This is a genomic window from Alistipes timonensis JC136 (assembly GCF_900107675.1).
Lineage (GTDB): Bacteria > Bacteroidota > Bacteroidia > Bacteroidales > Rikenellaceae > Alistipes > Alistipes timonensis.
On sequence record NZ_FNRI01000012.1, the window covers coordinates 1 to 18,254 of the forward strand.

Genomic DNA, 18,254 nt, shown 5'->3' on the forward strand with positions numbered 1-18,254 from the left:
GCCCATGCCGATCACCGATTCGATGGCCGCCAAAGAGTTCTCGGGCCAGTTGCGCCAGTCGCCCCGGTGGCATGCGACAAGCACCTTGTTCGAGGCGGGGTTGTGAATCTCCGAAACAACCCGTTCGGCACGGGTGCCGGAAACGGATTCGGAACTCGCACAAGCACCAAACAGGAAAAGGGATGCAAGGAAAATCAATAATCTTATCACCATATTCGGGTTATTTGTTTTTTACTATTTCGTATTGTTCGTAATCGGTCGGAAGCACCCAGTTCGACTGTTCCCACGGAATGATCTCCCCACTGACGGTCCGTTCGTAAACGCTGTCCTTTCCCGGCTTGTCGTAGGGATAGCGGTCGAATACGTCGCCGTCGCCTGTCATCCGCGGATCGCCCTGCCCGCGCAGCGTCCGGAAAAGCTCGGCCCGCAGTGAATCTGCCAGAATCCGGCATGAAACGTCCCCGATCCGGTTGGCGAGGCATTCGCGGTCCGTTTCGACATGGTACAACTCCTCCGCCGGACGCTGCCCCATCGACAGGTCATAATAACGACGATCCTGCCCGCTGCGCCGCAATTGCAGAATGGCTGTTTTCGTCGGGGAACTGTCGATGTCCCGGTAGCCCGTTTCCGGATTGCCCCCGGGCAGCAACCACGGTTTGAGGTTGCACAGGTAGAGCCAACCGTCGCGCACGATGCCCCGGATCGGATAACCCTGGTCACCGGGCCGTCCGTTGTCATGCCGCTCGCGTCCCAGCAATGCCCGTTCGCGCAACGCGGCACAGGGGTCCGCCTCATTCCGCAACAGCGGCACGAGGCTTCCGCCCGGCAGCGGCGCCATGCCGGCCGCCGAAGGGTCCGTTCCGGCAACCTCCAAAAGGGTCGGTGCGATGTCGACAAATGAAACATAGGCCGCTTCCCGGCGTCCCGGGGCACTCACTCCCCGCAGCCACATCACGGCCAACGGCATGTGATGCGCATACTCGTACTGGGTCCCTTTGGCGCGCGGGAAGGGCATCCCGTTGTCCGACGTAACGATGACAAGCGTGTTGTCCAGCTCCCCGAGTTCCTCCAACCGGGCCAGCATCAGTCCCAACTGCCGGTCATAATGTTCGATCTCGAACCCGTAGTCCAGCATGTCGTTACGCACCGTCTCGTTGTCGGGCCAGAAAGCCGGAACACGATCGATCTCTCCGGTCGTCCGTCCGCCTTTGGCCGCTCCGCTGCCGTATTCATAGCGGCGGTGCGGCTCGCGACAGCCGAACCAGAAGAACCACGGCCGCGACGCATCCTCACGCGAGGAGAGGAAGTCGGAAAAATTCGCCGCATAGTCCGTGGCGAGCATCTCGGATGTCGGAGGCGTCAGTTTCCGATTCTGCCACGCTTCACCCGTCAACTGCCGTCTACGGCCGTTTTTCATGCCGGGATTGCCCGGAGCCCAGCCCTTGCCGGTAAAGGCCACGTCGTAACCAGCCTCTTCGAGCGCCTCGGTGAAGACCCCGGCATCCTCGGGAAAATGACAGATGTGATTACCCGCCTCGCCCAACTGCCACGAGTAGCGTCCCGTGAGCAGCGACGCACGCGAAGGCGCCGATTTCGCATTCGGAGTGTAACAATTCTCGAACAGCACACCCCGTGCGGCCACACTGTCGAAAACCGGCGTCGAGACCCATTGGCAGCCATAAGCCCCGAAATGAAGCCATGCGGCATCGTCGGCGATGCAGAACAGAATATTCGGACGGCGCATCGTATTATCCTGCCCGTGAACAGGGACCAATCCGCCCAATGCGGCGGCTCCCCAAAATACAAAATCACATCTCATAGATCACACATTGTCTATTGTAAAATCCCCGGCGGCCCGGAACGCAGGAGAGGGGCTACCAACTTACACTGGCAGTATAACGGTTGCCGAACCGGTCGGTTGTCTCGATCGTCGCCGAAGTGGCACCTTCCGACGGTTCGATACTGAACATATGGGGTGTCGTGGTGTATGCCAATACCGTATACTGATCCTTATACTGCTCGTAGAGTGAATTGGCGTAACCGTCGTGGGTCTTGTCCTTGCTCATCGCCACCTTCGTTTTACCGCTATCCGAATAGTAAACGGGCCCCCAGTGGGCGTCGTAGTTCCAGACGTTGACATAAACTTTCCCGGAAGTGTACCAGCCCTGCTCGTTAGGCGCATAAGCACGGAGCTGCCAGTCGGCAGGCAGGTTTTCCAGCTTTTTGCCCTCCTCATAACCGCAGGCCTTGAATTTCCACGTGATGTTCTCGCCGTCGACATCGATCACCAGATAACCCCGCGGGCCGCCGTCGGACGTAACGGACGCATTGAGTCCCAACATACCGGTCGAACGTCCCAGGATATGCGACTCGACATTGGGGTATTTCGGACTGGTCTCCTCGGCGGCATAGGCATAGTTATAATAATCGTGGTTGTGCCCCGCCCATGAATGCACGAATTTGTAGGCGGAGAACAATCCCGTATAGACGGATGCATTCAGGTCCGACACCGACGGATCGTAACCGATCTTCTTGTAAAACGAGGTGTGTCCGCAAACCATGAGGATCTTGTTTTTGTCGACATGCGACAGATGACTGCGCAGCCATTCGACAGCCTCTTCGGAAAGCCCGTTCTTGTAGGCGCCCGTGGCGCTGGCCGTGAGTGCGGAATTATCCGCCATTTCGATATTGTCGAGGAAAATGTAGTGAACTTGTCCCAGATCGACGGCATAATTCGTCGGCCCGAGGTATTTTTCATATTCCGCCACGGCCAAATCGTCGCTCGCGGCATTCTGAATGTGGTCATGGTTGCCGATCACATGAAACACCGGGAACGAAAAATCCTTGAGGCCCTCGCAATAGTCTTCCCACAAACTCATGTTGTTGTGCACCATGTCGCCCAGGCAAATGCTGTATACCGGACGGTCGGTGATCGACGCAGCGAGCTCCTTCATGTCTTTGCACATGTCCTCGTAAATGTCGATCGAATGGAACATGTATTTGTCCGTTCCCGCGGTCTTGGCGCGGATCTGCGGATCGGCCGTCATCAAAATCGTATACCGATCGCCCGAGCCGGCGCGCTTCATCAACGTAAAATCGGCCTTGAATTGCTTCTCGTTTTCGGGAATCCGCTGCCAGAACTGGGGAATTCCGTTCTTCGACGGAACTTCATAACCGGCCGGAATCGTGACGAACACGAACCGACGAAGCTTCAGGTCGCTGAACAACTGCCAATTGCCTTTCGCATCGGTTTCAGTAGTCTGCATGCCGTCGCTGACAAGTACGCCCGCTATCGGTTTGCCGTAGTTGTCCTGAACCGTACCATAGAGCGCGGCCTCGCTGTTAAATTCCCCTTCGGACGAATTTCCGTCCAAATTGATTTTTGTGGCGAAGTCGTCCGCACAACCGCACAGACATAACGCCCCGATAATGAATAGAAAAATAAAAATACGCTTGTTCATTGGTTTCAATTTTAAGTGGATAAAAACGGCCCCGAAAGATCGCCCTCCAGGGCCGTTTTACAAACATGAATGAAGGGTTAGTCCGCCAGAACCGGGTAGGTGCCCGAACTCTTCCAACGGCGGAGTACCACACCTTCGGGTTTCTGGCTGAACGTCGCACTGTTGAAAATATCCACGCCGGCATTCAACGCCTCGACGAAGCTGCCGTACTCCGTGTTATTCGAGGGTACGCTCACGCTGCCCGACATCATCTCTCCGAGCGAGAGGGCTCTGGAAGTCTGCGTCGGCCATACCGAAGGAACATTGCTGCCGGTGTTTTTCGCACTTCCCACAGCGGCGCCGACCGCTGAATTGCCGTAGATGTTCTGCAGGTTGCTCTTCTTGACGTATCCGACAGCTCCGCCGTACGTGCCCCCGGAGACAACGGTCGCCGTTGTCGTATAGCAGTTGACGGCAAACGAGTCGCTGCCACCGTAACCGATGATGCCGCCGGTATTGGGCCCCGATGAAACGAGCGACTCCATCCAGCTGTAACAGTTGATGACGAAGGCTTTTGCATTGGTGTTGCCGCCCGTGATGCCGCCGGCATTCTCGCCCGATGACGAGATGTTGCCGCCCAACACTGCGCAGTTGACGATAACCGAGTTGTTTTCGCCCGCAATGCCGCCGACACGCTTCACGCCCGTGAGCGTGCCTTTCACGAAGTATACGCCGTCGAGCGTTCCGTTGTTGCGCCCGGTCATGCCGCCGATCCGGTTGCCGTTCGAGGTGAGGGTAGCTTCGATTTTGAGATCCTTGACCGTACCCGAATTAATGCGGATGACGCCGAAGATGGCAGCATCCGCGTTGATGTCGGCCTCCGCAACCGTGCGGGTCGCCGTAATGCCCTTCAGCGAGTTGCCGTTGCCGGTGAGCTGACCGGAGAAGCTGTCCCATGCGATGAAGTTCTTACCGCTGAAATCGACATCGTTCGTCACCAGATAGTAGTCCCCGGCTTTATAATCGCCCGGCTGGGTGCCGTTGATCGACTGCGCGATCTCGTTCCATCGGTCGGCGGTGGCAATCTGCCACGGGTCGCTCTCGCTGCCGGAGCCGATGCCCTCGTCGCCTGCTACGAAGATTTTCTTCGAAACCTCGCTGCTTGCACCCCGGTCATCAGTCACCTGAAGCGTCACATCGAACGTGCCGCCCTTCGTGAAGGTATATTTGACGGAAGCTTCGGTAGAGGTCGTATTATCGGGAAGGGTCCACCGGCGGGCGACGATCTCGCCATCGGAATCGACCGATGTGTCGGTAAAGGTTACTTCGGTATCCACAACCACCGTTTCCGGAGTATACGTGAAGGATGCCGAGGGCGCCAGATTGGCGGCCTTGACGACAATGGTCCGTTTGGTCGAGCTGCTGTTGCCGTCGGCGCCGTAGACCGTCAGCGTAACGACGTATTCGCCGGCCTCCTTGTACATGACAGGGTCCGGAGCAGCCTCTTCCGACCAGTTTCCCAGTCCGGCGAATCCGAAATGCCAGAAATAGCCGCTGATCTCCGTGCCTTTGGCCGTTGAATTGTCGGTAAACTGTACGGCATCGACGCCGGCGATAATCTCTGCGCCGTCATCGAACGTGAAATCGGGGGTAAGGACCGAATCGAAAATCGGCCCCACCTCTTTGTCGTCGGAACATGCGGTTATCAAAACCAAACATGCGACGCATAGCAACGATATGATTCTTTTCATGGTTTCAGTCTGTTAAAATTTTTCAAATGTCTAACGTTTGCCTTTCTGCAACAGGTACTCATGCATTTGCTCGGGATAATCGCATTGCACCATGTTCAAACCGGCTTCCACAAATGCATCCATCTGCCCGGTATTGCCGCTATTGAAATCCGCCCAATAACTGTCGAGCAGGTTGGTCACCGAAAGCCCGTATCCATTGACCGTGGAAAGCCACGCAAGGTTGTCCCTTAACGTATTGGTCGAGGCCTGGATAAAATAGTAGGGCTGACAGACCAGCATGGTGTTCGCCTGATTCCGGCTGTTAACATGGGGTGCGATGATGCCCGGAATCTTTTGTTCGGAGAGCCATCGCGCGTTTACGGAACCGCTGTTGCCCACATAGAACTGTACCCGATCCAGGCAACCGCATTTCCGGACAACCTCGTACACTTTTTCGAGCGTGGAGACGTCCATATTGCCGTCACTGCACTTGTCGATATTGAAGAAGATTTTGTCTCCCAACTCCGTCAGCACCTCCTCCAATGAGGGCACCATGTCCTCGGAGACCGCTCCGTCGGTGGTCTTCAGGCGGAATTGCCGAATCTCCTCGTAAGTGTAGTCGCTGACATTCCCGACCTCACCGGGATATATATCGGAGAAATTGGTGAAATTCCTCAAATGGGCATCGTGCAGCACGATGGGAATGCCGTCTTTGGTCAGCTGCGCATCGGTTTCTATAAACTCGGCAAAACCGTCTTCGACCACCCTGCGGTAACCGCGCAACGAGTTGGGCGGAAGTTCATACCCTCCTTTGAAATTGCCGCGGTGGGCCATGATCCATACTTTGCCTTTGTCGAAATGCTGGCCCGAGTAACTCAGGCTCTCGCCCGAAACATTCACCGGCAGCGTCAGCCGTTTATCGCCGCCGTCGGCATAAACGATCGTAACCGCAACCGTAAAGCTCCCTCCCAATGCGTATCGGTGCGTCACCTCAGTCGTCGGCTCCGTCGTACTCTGCGGGGCACTTCCATCTCCGAAATCCCACGTAACGGACGAAACGGCCTGGATTTGGTTGAGCGAAAAGACGACTTTTTCCATCCGGGCCGGCGAAACGTTGCTGACACAGATCGCCGCCTCCGTTTCGGCAATAACGACGGTCGCTCCCACTTCGTTCATCCTGCCCGATATCGAAACATACGCCCGCACCTGATAACTGCCGTATTCGCCGTAGGCATGACGCACCCGATCTTCGGGACCGGCGGTGGCAAATTTACCGTCACCGAAATTCCAGCCGACGGAACTTGCTTCGCCGGTCGGACCTTCGATCGAAAAAACGATATCTTCGTCCTTGGCCGGTGTTTCGGGAGTCCAGGCAATGGAATAGGTCGTATCGGACGTATCTCCGCCCCCGCTCCCTGGAGAGGATTCACTGCCGGTATCGCTATCGGAACAGGCCATCAGCGAACCGAGCAGGAATGCCTGAAGAATTAACGAGAATCTTTTCATGTCCCGAACCGTTTAATTGCTTCCGTATCCCGGATTCTGATAAAGGCCTTCGGGATTGAGAATCCGTTCGTTGTAGGGAATAGGCAGCAACAAGTCTTTCAACGAAAAATTGGAATTGATCGCGCTGAAGTGCTCCAGCATCTCCATACGATCGTACATACGCAGCAAATCCTGCCAGCGGAGCCCCTCCTGCATGAATTCGTGCAGGCGTTCATCGTAGATGCCCTGGCGCAGGTCGCTCCCCGACCAATCGCCCAGCCCGGCACGCTCACGCACCTTGTTCAGCCAGGTTTTCGCCAATGTTTCCTCCTTCGACCAATAATAGGCTTCAGCCAGCATCAGCGCCACATCGGCATAACGCAGCACAATCCAGTTGTTGCCTCCATACCCGTTGGCGCCGCATTCCAGATCGGCATACTTCATGGTGTGATAGTAAGTCTGCCCCGCCTTGTTCGTTGCCCGCAGGAAAGAGCGGCGGACATCGCCCGGCTCGAATGAATCATAGACAGCCTGTATCGTGACGTTCTGCATCTCGCCTTTTCTCTGCGAGGTGACGCCCGCTCCCTCAGGACCGTACATATAATTCCACACCGATCCCAGGTCGGCGTTCCCCTGAATATAGTTGACCTGGAAAATATTTTCCGCACACGACTTCTGCGTAGAGAGGTCCCAGACGGAGGAATAGGAAACCGACGAGAGTTCGCCGAACTTGCGCAGATCCCAGGCAGCAGTCAGTTTCCCGATCGCCTGTCCGAGCAATTCGGACTTCGAACCGATGAAATCTTCATCGCAAGCCTGCTGCAACAAGGCTTTGCCCCAAAGTGCCCATGCGGCAGCCTTACTGACCTTGCCGCATGCCGAGGCAGGTTGCACATCAGGCAGGGGGCTTTCGGTCACATATTTCAGGTCATCGAAAATGGCCTGGTAAATTTCGGCCTTCGGGCGGCGGTAATTGTTGGCCCGAACCTCTTCCGTACTCTCCAGAACCTTGAGCACCAATGGTACGTCACCCCACTCGGTTACCAGCCAGTAGTAAGACAAAGCGCGCAGGAACCGGGCTTCGGCTTCATACGTATCGCGGGCCGAAGGAGTAGCATAACTGACATCCCCCAGATGAGCGAAGAGCGTATTGGCGCGCGAGATGATCTTGTACAACTGCGAATAACGGTTGTAAACATAGACATTCTCCTCGGTAAGCGTATAATTGTAGAACTGGTAGGGAATGCCGCTGTTGGCGCCGCTGCTGGTTACGACGGTCGCATTGGCGCGCACATCGGTAAAATAGTGATAGTTATCGGCAACATAACTTTGCGTCAGCGAGGTGTAGACGCCGTTAAGCGATGCGACAATGTCCTCTTCGGAAGTATAGTAATTGCCGACTGTCACTGAATTGGGATTATATTCGTCGAGAAAATCGCACGCAGTCAGCATTGCCGACGCTGCAAGAAGAATAAACAGATGACTGATTCTCATAACAGAACGGATTAAAACGTTAAATTTAAACCTACCGAGTAGATACGCGACAGCGGATAGCAACCCCAGTCGAATCCGGGCATCAGGTTGCTGCTCTTGTACGAAACCTCGGGGTTGTAACCGCGGTAGTCGGTAATAGTGAAGAGGTTGTCGCCGCTGACATATACCCGGCACGATTCGACCCCGATCTTCCGGAGCAGACGTTTGGGTAACGTATAGCCTAACGTAATGTTCGAGCAGCGGAAATAAGAGGCGTCCTCCACATAGTACGAAGAGAGTTTGAGAGATTGGTTCGTCACCGAGATCCGCGTGGCGATGGGTACGTTGTTGCGCCCCGGATTCGTATCCGACACATAACGGTCGGCGGCAATCGCATACTGGTTCGACGATCCTTCCACGTTGAACAGATAGTAATCCTGGAAATTGATCACCTCACCGCCGTACGAGTAAGTGAAGCTCGCTCCCAGATCGAAGCCTTTCCACGAGAGGCTGGTCGAGAAGCCGCCCGTAAAGTCGGGATAAGCGTTCCCTAAAATCGTTTTGTCGTTCGTGTCGATGACGCCGTCGCCGCTCACGTCTTTCCAGATCGTATTGCCGTAGGACAGATCGTCGAGCGCATAGCTGGGTACGGCAGGCCCTTGCAGCGTGTAGCCGGCAGGGAACTTGCTGCCGTTGGCCAGATAAACCTCCCGGTCCTTCAGCGCGTTCTTGTAATCGAGTTCCGACATGATGCCGACGGCCTTGTAGCCGTAGAACGACCCAATGGGATAGCCTTCTTTGGTAATATGCGATTGCACGGAACGCTCCGATGTGGAGAGAATGTCGTCCAGTCCGCCCAAACTAACCACTTTGTTACGGTTGATCGAAATATTCGTGCTGACATTCCACTTTACCTTGCCGGTCAGCAATCGGGCGTCGACCTGCAGGTCGAAACCACGGTTGCGGATCTTCGCATCGGTCATGTTGGTCGTTGAAGAGGTGAACCCGGAAATCGCGGAGATCGGTGCGTTATAGAGGATGTCGGTCGAGATGGAGTTGTAATAGTTGGCAATCACGTTCAACCGGCTGTTGAAAAATCCCAGGTCCAGACCTATGTTGGTCTGCGTCGTCGTTTCCCATCCGAGTTCCGAATCGGCAAACCCGCCGAGACGGGAAGTGGATACGGCCGTCGTGCCGAAAGCATAACTTCCGGTCGAAATGCCTGCAATGCTGGAATAATTGCCGATGTCGTTGTTGCCGCTCTTACCCCAGCTGGCACGGATACGGACCGTAGCAATGTTTTCGAGCGCATCTTTCAGAAACGGTTCGTTCGAGATCGTCCAGCCTGCCGATACCGACGGGAAATATCCCCAGCGGTTATTGACGCCGAAACGCGACGAACCGTCGGTGCGGAACGTTCCGGTCACGGTGTAACGGTCGTCGAACGAATAGTTCAGACGCGCCAGATAGGACATCATCGACCAAGCCGCTTTGCGGGTTTCATAAAGCGATACGTCCGAATCTTTCGGGCCGTGGGCTGTCACCTCGTGGATGCGGTCGTCGGCGAATCCCGTAGCCTGGACACCGAGTCGGTCGTAGGTCTTGCGCTGAAGCGTATAGCCGATGAGCGCATCGACGTGATGGCGTCCGAGCTGTTTCTTGTAGCTTGCCGTGAACTCCCCGAGCCGGTCGATATCGTAGGTCGAGCTCGAGCGGGCGATATTGTAGGAGGCCAGTTCGGGCCCATAGGCGGGCGTGCTGTTTCGGCCTATGCTCATCGGACGGTAGTAAAAATAGCGGTAATTGTACCACTGCTGTCCCAGCCGCGCCGAGATTTTCAGATCGGGCAGCGGTTCATAGACCAGATTGAAATTCAAATTATGCCGCGAGGTTTTCTCCGAGATATCCAGTTCATTGGCAATGACGAGCGGATTCTCAGGGAAATTCAGGCCCCAGTCGGTCTTCATCCGGATCATGGCGCTGCGAGCGTAATCGCCGTTCTCCTCATAGGCCGGCAGGTTGGGCAGGTACATGAGCATACTTTGAATAACACCGTCATTGATCATACGCCCTTCCGCCTGTACCACTTTGTTTTTGACGTCGTACATCGAATAGCTCAGGCTGGCCGAAAAGTGCTTGGTGATCTGTGCATCGAGATTCAGACGGGCATTAATGCGATTGTGATTCGAGGGGGCGATAATACCATCCTGATCCATGTAGCCGACGCTGGCCATGTAGCGAATAGCCTTGGAACCTCCCGTCACCGAAATGTTGTGGCGCATCATTCCGGCGTTGCCGAACACCTCGTCCTGCCAGTCGGTATTGTACTGCTGTTCGACAGGCGTCCGGGTCGTAAAATCGTAGAACATGGGGTGGATACCGACATCGGCGAGCGAAAATCCCTTGGCCGAACGAATCGTATTGTCGTCGTTGAGACTCCACGCAATGCCGGCGGCCGTCGCTTTCCGGCGATAGGAATCGTTGCGCGAAGCAATGTACAGGTCCCGGAATTGGTTCGCATCCAACAGATCGACCTTGCGTTCGAGCTGCTGAATACCATAAGAGAAATCATAGCTGATCTTGGCGCGCTCGCCCTCTTTGCCGCGTTTGGTTGTAATCAGCACGACGCCCGAAGCGCCGCGCGAACCGTAGATTGCAGCCGAGGCGGCATCTTTCAGAATGTCGATGCTCTCGATATCCCCCGGATTGATGTAAACATCCTCCGAGGCAGGATAACCGTCGACAACATACAGCGGATCGCTGCCAGCCGAGAGCGAGTTGACACCCCGCACACGTATCTGCACGCCCTCACCCGGCGCGCCGTCGGCCTGCCGGACCTCCACGCCGGCGACCTTGCCGGCAAGCGCCTGCGCCATGGTGGGCGTCGTTGTCGTCAGTTCGCTGGCTTTGACACTCGCTATCGAGCCCGTAAAGTCGCTTTTGCGCATGGGCGTATAGCCGACAACGAGCACATCCGAGATCTGTTGGCTATCCTCTTTGAGCGTAATGTCGAAGCGAGTGGCGCTGCCGACCCGAACATCCGCCGGGGCATACCCCAAATAGTTGATTTCCAGAACGGCCTGCGAAGCGGGGGGGGGTACCTGGAGCGAAAACCGGCCCTCTGAGTCCGTGCTGATACCGATCGTCGTACCTTTCACGACTACGGCTGCTCCGACAACCGGGTTGCCGGCCGCATCGCGTACGACACCGGAAATCACAGCAGGCTTCTTCGCCTCGGCTTCAGAGCGTCCGTTCTTCAGTACAATGTTCGAGCCCTGGACCGTATAGGATACATTTGTTCCCCGGAGCATGGCGTCAAGCGCCTCCTGCAGCGGACGATTCACGACCTGTACCGTAACAATGCGTTTCACATCCACGTTCTCGGCGCTTCCGAAAAGATATTTCGTCTGACGCTCAATCTCATTCATAACCTGCTCCATACGAACCTTTTCCATACGAATAGTCACACGAACGTCTTGCGCGTGAATGTCGGTTACGGGATATGCGATGGGCAGAACGAATAAAAGAATTAACAAACTAATTCGCTGAATAATCTTTTTATTCATACTTTTGTTGAATTAAAGTTCAATTTTGAGAAAAGGTTGATCATTTTCCGATTGGACTCCGGCCTGCAGGTGTTTGCCCGCCTGCAGGTTTTTTCACGTCCGACCGGAAAGGCAATGGTGGATCGTTCGGTCATTTCTTCATAGGCAATTTTCGTTTGGGGGTGGTATTAAACTTTATGAAACCATCACTGGATGATAATTCTGTTCCGGTCGTGATCGTATTCGTAGGTAAAATCAGAGGCGAGCTGCAACACGCGTAAAGCATGTTCGATTCCCTCTGAAATGCGGATTTTGAGGCGTCCGTAGGCCACTTTCGGAAGCGTAGCGCATCGGATTTCAATCTCGACGTCATAATATTTCCTGAGTTTCTCAACGACCTCATCGAACGAGTCGTTCCGGAACGACAGAATACCCTCTGTCCATAGATACTCGTCGCAATTCTCAAGTTCGTCCACATACAGGTAGCCGTTTTCGAGCCGGACGACCGTATTGGGTTCCATGACGACCTGCTCGCTGGTCCGATGGTTGCGGACGGACACACGGCCTTCGAACAATGCCGTCGAGAACCGGCCTTTCGCCTCGTCGGCAATCACATTGAAATCGGTTCCCAACACCCGGACATCGTAGGCGAAGGTCTCCACAATGAAAGGCTGTTTTTCGTTGTGGCTGACATCGAACCGGGCTTCACCGACGAGTTTGACCCGGCGTTCCTTGCCACTGAAAATCGAAGGGTAGATGAGCCGGCTTCCGGAATTCAGATCGACCTCCGAGCCGTCGTTAAGTGAAATCCGGACATGCTGGCCCGCCGGAGCCTCGATGACGGTCTGCTGTTGGGCCCAGCCGCTCAGCCGGAAGGCAAAGAATGCATAGCTGCCTGCAAATCCGACCAACAAGGCGGCGGCAATGCCGGCAGCATACCGACGGAAAGAAGTGGCCCATGCAGAGCGTCGTGCCGGCAGCTTAGCTTCGGATTCGTCGCATAAAATGCTTACAAGGTACATCGAATGCACGTCGTTCAGCCGTTGCTGATGCTCTTCGGGATTCTCATCCAGCCAGGCGGCAATTCGGTCATTCTCTTTGACTGTCGTTTCTCCGGCACAGAACCGAAACAACTGGGCGTTTGTAATTTCTCCTTTCATCTTTTATGGGCTCTATCTGATAATAAAGATGCATAACTGCTCCTCTTTCCCCCATGAACAAACAACAAATCGCGAAAATATTTTTTTCAATATGTTCAATCCATTGAAACGGTGTGAATTAAGCGCATGCCCCGGCTTCTCTGCTCCGCGCTTTCCGGAACCGCTTCGCATTCCGTCCGTACGGGCGTAATTTTATTTTCAGAATTTCTTCCGGGAAAATATTATATCTTTGTGTATAGAATACTCTCTATGGACACAGCTTCGTCGTTCTCACAGCAACTTTTCGAGCAGCTATTCCGTCAATACAAGCGGAAATACCTGCTCATAGCCAACAGCTATGTGCGGGATTCCAAAACGGCAGAAGATATCGTGCACGACAGTTTCATGGCCGTATGGGAACACCGCAACGACATTAACGGGACGAACATCGAAGCCTATCTGTATAAAGTCATCCGGAACAATTGCCTGATGTATCGCCGGAATCAGCAAATAGGACAGGCCGTATACGAACAGATCAAACTCAAAGAGCGCAGCGCCATGGATTACTATACCCGGGCCATAGAGAGTTGTGATCCGAACACGTTGTTCCGGAACGAGATCCTCGAAATATGTCGGACCCAACTCGAACAAATGCCGGAACTAACGCAGCAGATATTCAGGGCCCGGCGGCTGGAAGGCAAGAGTTACAAGGAGATTGCCGAGCAGTTCGGCATTCCGCAGAAAAAGGTCGATAAACAACTTCAACAGGCAGTTACCAAGTTGCGTCGCGCATTGAAAGACTTTTTCTCGATTATCCTGTTACTGTCATAGGAAGAATCTGCCGCCGTAGGACATCCGGTTCTTTTTTCCTTGTCATCATTGTGCCGATAATTTAAGTGGCGGCCTGAGGCCTGCCGCCCGTCCTTGCAGAGCGAACTGTTGTCTGGTGACATCAAAAGTCCGCGCCGGAGAATTTCTCCCGACAGTTGCCGAAGTCCTCCTGGCGGGTCCTGCAGCCGGGTCACTTACCGCTGCAATATTGCAACCGTTCGAAACCACACCCCTGCTACTGAAAATCCCCGGCTCTGCGGAACCGGGGATTTTCTTTTTATCGGGTAAAAATTATTTACCGAGCATATTCTTCACTTCGGCGGCGACCGTTACACCATTGTAACCGAACTTCTCGTCGAGCACCGTGTAAGGTGCCGAGTAGCCGAAGTGGTCCAAGCCGTGGATCACGCCGTTCTCGCCCACCAGCCCCAGCAGGTTAATCGGAAGACCCGAAGTCATGCCGTAGCGCGCAACGCCCGCAGGCAGCACACTCTCCTGATACGATTTGGGCTGGTCACGGAACAATCCCTCGCTCGGAACGTTCACCACGCGGACCGGAATCCCCTCCGAAGCCAGCAGTTCAGCGCCTTCGATCAACGTCGCAACCTCCGAACCCGTAGCGATCAGCACCGCAGCGGGCTTGGCTGCATCCATCACCACATAACCGCCCTTGGCGACCTGTGCGGCCTCCTCGCGGCGGCTGGCGCCCAGCGTCGGCAGGTTTTTGATGTTCTGGCGCGAGAGAACCAACGCCACGGGACGATGCTCCTCGACGGCCAGTTTCCACGCCATGACGGTCTCCTCGCCGTCGGCCGGACGCAGCACGACCATCGAACGCTCGCCGTGGTGGTTCTTCAGGTGCTCCATCAGGCGGATTTGCGCCTCATGCTCCACGGGCTGATGCGTAGGACCGTCCTCGCCCACGCGGAACGAGTCGTGCGTCCAGACATAGACCACATGCAGGCGCATCAGCGCCGAGAGGCGCACGGCCGGTTTCATATAGTCCGAGAAGACGAAGAACGTGCCGCAGACGGGAATCACGCCGCCGTGCAGCGCCATGCCGTTCATCACGCAGGCCATCGTCAGTTCCGAAACTCCCGCCTGGAAAAATTTGCCCGAGAAATCGCCCTTCTCGAACGCCTTGGTTTTCTTCAAAAATCCGTCGGTCTTGTCCGAGTTCGAAAGGTCGGCCGAAGCCACGATCATATTGTCGATCTTCTCGGCATAGACGCCCAACACCGTAGCCGAAGCGGCGCGCGTCGCCACACCGGCTTTCATTTCGATAGACTTGTAGTCGATCTCGGGGAGTTTACCCGAAAGGAAATCGTCGAGTTTGCGCGCCAGATCCTTGTGCTCGGAGCGCCACGATTTCTCGACGGCAGCCTGCTTGGCGGCCCACTCCTTCAACGCCTCCCGACGCTCGGCGAAGACCTCGCGGCTCTCGTCGAAAATAGCGAACGGATGCTCCGGATCGCCGCCCAGGTTCTTCACCGTAGCCGCAAAATCGGCTCCGGCTGCCGTCAACGGCTGGCCGTGGGTCGAGACCTTATCCTCGAAGCTCTCCCCGGCAGGACCCTTGGCGCCCTTGCCCATGACGGTATGGCCGATGATGAGCGTCGGACGCTCCGTTTCGCTCTCGGCGGCGACCAGCGCTTCACGAATCTCGTTGATATTGTGTCCGTCGACCGACAGCACGTTCCAGCCCCATGCTTCGTATTTCATGGCCACGTTCTCGGTCATCACCTCGTCGACCTTCGTCGAGAGCTGGATGTTGTTCGAGTCGTAGTACATCACGAAATTCGACAGGCCCAGATGGCCGGCAATGCGGCCCACGCCCTGCGAAATCTCCTCCTCGACGGCGCCGTCGGAAATATAGGCATAGGTCTTGTGCGCCATCCACTCGCCGAAGCGGGCGGCCATGAAGCGCTCCGCAATGGCAGCGCCCAGCGCCATGGCGTGCCCCTGACCCAGCGGACCCGAGGTGTTCTCCACACCGCGCATCACGTCCACCTCGGGGTGCCCCGGAGTCACGCTGCCCCACTGGCGCAACGACTGCAGGTCCTCGGCCGAATAGCGGCCCGTCAGCGCCAGCGTCGAATAGAGCATCGGCGACATGTGGCCCGGATCGAGGAAGAAGCGGTCCCGGTAGGGATAAGCCATATTATCGGGATCGTAACGCAGGAATTCCGCGAAGAGCACCGTAATGAAATCGGCACCGCCCATCGCGCCGCCGGGGTGTCCCGACTTCGCCTTTTCGACCATTGCGGCCGACAGGATACGGATATTATCGGCCACGCGCGTGAGTTTCGAGTTCGTTGTTGACATGGGGTAAAGTTATTTAAGTTTCAGTTCGTCGTTTTTCAGTTTCGGTACATCCGGACAGGAAAATGCGCACAATCAGCATCCGATACGCCACGACCGTCCGCAGCCCTTAATCCCGTCGCTCCGACAGGCAAAGATAGTCAAAAAGAAACTATCCGACTTGTTTTAGCTCTAAAATATTTGCTTTTTCTATCTTTTTCTTTGCATAAGGCAAAGTTACGGTGAATTTCCGGGCGTCGGTCGACGGAATGTCGAACATCGTATCCATCATGATCGCCTCGCAGATCGAGCGCAGGCCGCGGGCCCCGAGTTTGAACTCGACAGCCTTGCCGACGATATAGTCCAGCGCCTCGTTGTCGAACGAGAGCTTCACGCCGTCCAGCTCGAACAGCCGCTTGTACTGTTTGACGATGGCATTCTTCGGCTCGGTGAGTATCGAGCGCAGCGCCTCGCGTTCCAACGGCTGCATGTAGGTCAGCACCGGAAGGCGTCCCACCAGCTCGGGGATCAGTCCGAACGACTTCAAATCCTGCGGCGTGACGTACTGCATCAGGTTCGAACGGTCCACGGGATCGGCGTTCAGGCGTCCGTATCCCATCGCACGGGTGTTCAACCGCTGGGCGATCTTCTTCTCGATGCCGTCGAAGGCGCCGCCGCAGATGAAGAGGATGTTGCGCGTATCGACCTGGATGAATTTCTGCTCGGGATGCTTGCGCCCGCCCTGAGGCGGAACATTGACCACGGTGCCTTCGAGGATTTTCAGCAGGGCTTGCTGCACCCCTTCGCCCGAGACGTCGCGCGTGATCGAGGGGTTGTCGCCCTTGCGCGCGATCTTGTCGATCTCGTCGATGAAGACGATGCCGCGCTCGGCCAGCTCGACGTTGTAGTCGGCGACCTGCAACAGCCGCGAAAGAATGCTTTCGACATCCTCGCCCACGTAACCCGCTTCGGTCAGGACCGTTGCGTCGACGATCGTGAACGGCACCTTCAACAGCTTGGCGATCGTGCGGGCCATCAGCGTCTTGCCCGTACCCGTCGGGCCCACCAGCACGATGTTCGACTTGTCGATCTCGACCTCGTCCTCCTTCGGGGCGTACAACAGCCGCTTGTAGTGATTGTAGACCGCCACCGACATATAGCGTTTGGCGGCGTCCTGCCCGATGACCCACTGGTCGAGAAATTCCTTGATCTGCGCCGGTTTCAACAGCTCCTCCATCTTCAGCGGAGCCGCCGGCGAACGCCGCCCGTGTTCGGAGGCGATGTCGTTGTCAACGATGATCTTATAGCCGTTCTCGATGCATTTGTTGCAGATGTTGGCGCCGTCCGAACCCTGGAACATGATCTCCACGTCCGAGCGCTTGGCGCCGCAGAACGAGCAGCAGTCGCCGCCGTTCTTATGGTTGTTCTTGTTCTGTGCCATGCAGTTTACTTTTCGCGTTTGGAGAGCACCTCGTCGATCAGGCCGTACTCCTTGGCTTCCCGGGCCGAGAGCCAGTAGTCGCGGTCGGCGTCCTTCTCGATCTTTTTGACCGAGACGCCCGAGTGGGCCGCGAGAATCTCGTACAGCTCGCGCTTGGTCTTCATGATCTCACGCGCCGTGATTTCGATGTCCGAAGCCTGCCCCTGGGCACCGCCCAACGGCTGATGGATCATCACCCGCGAGTGCGGCAGCGCCGAGCGCTTGCCCTTGGCTCCCGCCGTGAGCAGCACGGCTCCCATCGAGGCCGCAAGGCCCGTGCAGATGGTCGCCACGTCGGAGTTCACCAATTGCATCGTGTCGTAGATGCCCAGACCGGCCGAAACCGACCCGCCGGGCGAGTTAATGTAAATCTGGATGTCCTTCTCGGGATCGACCGATTCGAGAAACAGCAGTTGTGCCTGGATGATGTTGGCCGCGTCGTCGTAGATCGGCGCACCGAGGAAGATGATGCGGTCCATCATCAGGCGCGAGAAAACGTCCATCGTAGCGATGTTCAACTGGCGTTCCTCGATGATCGTCGGCGACACATAGGCCGAGCTTATCGACTGGAAATCGTGCAGTTTCAGCGAACTGATCCCGCAGTGGTTCCGTGCGTATTTTTCAAATTCTGACATAGTTGTATCTATTTATCCATATCTCCTTCATCCTGAGCGTGCAAAACCGCTGTAAGCACTCCAGTCTCTCATCGCCCCTAAAACCCGCTTCTTAAGCGGGCGGGAGCGCGCAGAACCGGATGGAAAACGCGAGAACTCACAACCGCCCCAAAGAGTGCTTTCTTAAAGCACAAGGCACAAAGGACTTTGCAAACA

At 55.9% G+C, this 18,254-nt stretch carries 11 protein-coding genes; 1 reads left to right on the forward strand and 10 read right to left on the reverse strand.

Annotation, left to right across the window (positions count from 1 at the left end; translation table 11 throughout):
- Positions 1 to 220: 220 nt before the first annotated feature.
- The 7 genes from BLU78_RS13025 to BLU78_RS13055 form a co-directional block, all read right to left on the reverse strand.
- The gene (locus BLU78_RS13025) at positions 221 to 1,744 is read right to left on the reverse strand and encodes a sulfatase family protein (RefSeq protein WP_010266199.1); all 1,524 of its coding nucleotides are present in this window, start codon (positions 1,742 to 1,744) and stop codon (positions 221 to 223) included.
- 130 nt (positions 1,745 to 1,874) lie between these two features.
- Positions 1,875 to 3,461: a calcineurin-like phosphoesterase C-terminal domain-containing protein gene (locus tag BLU78_RS13030; protein WP_231291017.1), complete on the reverse strand. Its 1,587-nt coding sequence runs from the start codon at positions 3,459 to 3,461 to the stop codon at positions 1,875 to 1,877.
- Positions 3,462 to 3,538: 77 nt separating this feature from the next.
- Positions 3,539 to 5,191: a PKD domain-containing protein gene (locus BLU78_RS13035; protein WP_010266203.1), complete on the reverse strand. Its 1,653-nt coding sequence runs from the start codon at positions 5,189 to 5,191 to the stop codon at positions 3,539 to 3,541.
- A gap of 30 nt (positions 5,192 to 5,221) precedes the next feature.
- On the reverse strand, positions 5,222 to 6,676 hold the full coding sequence (locus tag BLU78_RS13040; RefSeq protein WP_010266204.1) for a glycerophosphodiester phosphodiesterase family protein: 1,455 nt from the start codon (positions 6,674 to 6,676) through the stop codon (positions 5,222 to 5,224).
- A gap of 12 nt (positions 6,677 to 6,688) precedes the next feature.
- Positions 6,689 to 8,149 (reverse strand): RagB/SusD family nutrient uptake outer membrane protein, encoded by a 1,461-nt coding sequence (locus tag BLU78_RS13045; RefSeq protein ID WP_026020861.1) that lies wholly within the window; start codon positions 8,147 to 8,149, stop codon positions 6,689 to 6,691.
- Positions 8,150 to 8,160: 11 nt separating this feature from the next.
- Entirely contained in the window at positions 8,161 to 11,568 is a 3,408-nt protein-coding gene (locus BLU78_RS13050) for a TonB-dependent receptor (RefSeq protein ID WP_020692829.1), read from the reverse strand.
- A 311-nt stretch (positions 11,569 to 11,879) separates the two neighbouring features.
- A complete protein-coding gene (locus tag BLU78_RS13055; RefSeq protein WP_010266208.1) occupies positions 11,880 to 12,833 on the reverse strand; it encodes a FecR family protein in 954 nt (317 codons plus the stop codon).
- Positions 12,834 to 13,082: 249 nt separating this feature from the next.
- Here BLU78_RS13055 and BLU78_RS13060 point away from each other — a divergent pair, with 249 nt between their 5' ends.
- Positions 13,083 to 13,643, forward strand: coding sequence for an RNA polymerase sigma-70 factor (locus BLU78_RS13060; RefSeq protein WP_010266210.1), 561 nt, complete (start codon positions 13,083 to 13,085; stop codon positions 13,641 to 13,643).
- 291 nt (positions 13,644 to 13,934) lie between these two features.
- Here BLU78_RS13060 and BLU78_RS13065 read toward each other — a convergent pair whose 3' ends face one another.
- The 3 genes from BLU78_RS13065 to clpP form a co-directional block, all read right to left on the reverse strand.
- Positions 13,935 to 15,968 carry a transketolase family protein gene (locus tag BLU78_RS13065; protein WP_010266211.1) on the reverse strand — a complete coding sequence of 678 codons (2,034 nt, stop codon included), beginning with the start codon at positions 15,966 to 15,968 and terminating at the stop codon, positions 13,935 to 13,937.
- 148 nt (positions 15,969 to 16,116) lie between these two features.
- On the reverse strand, positions 16,117 to 17,385 hold the full coding sequence (gene clpX / locus BLU78_RS13070) for an ATP-dependent Clp protease ATP-binding subunit ClpX (protein ID WP_010266215.1): 1,269 nt from the start codon (positions 17,383 to 17,385) through the stop codon (positions 16,117 to 16,119).
- Positions 17,386 to 17,390: 5 nt separating this feature from the next.
- Positions 17,391 to 18,059, reverse strand: coding sequence for an ATP-dependent Clp endopeptidase proteolytic subunit ClpP (gene clpP / locus BLU78_RS13075; protein ID WP_010266217.1), 669 nt, complete (start codon positions 18,057 to 18,059; stop codon positions 17,391 to 17,393).
- Positions 18,060 to 18,254: the final 195 nt, after the last annotated feature.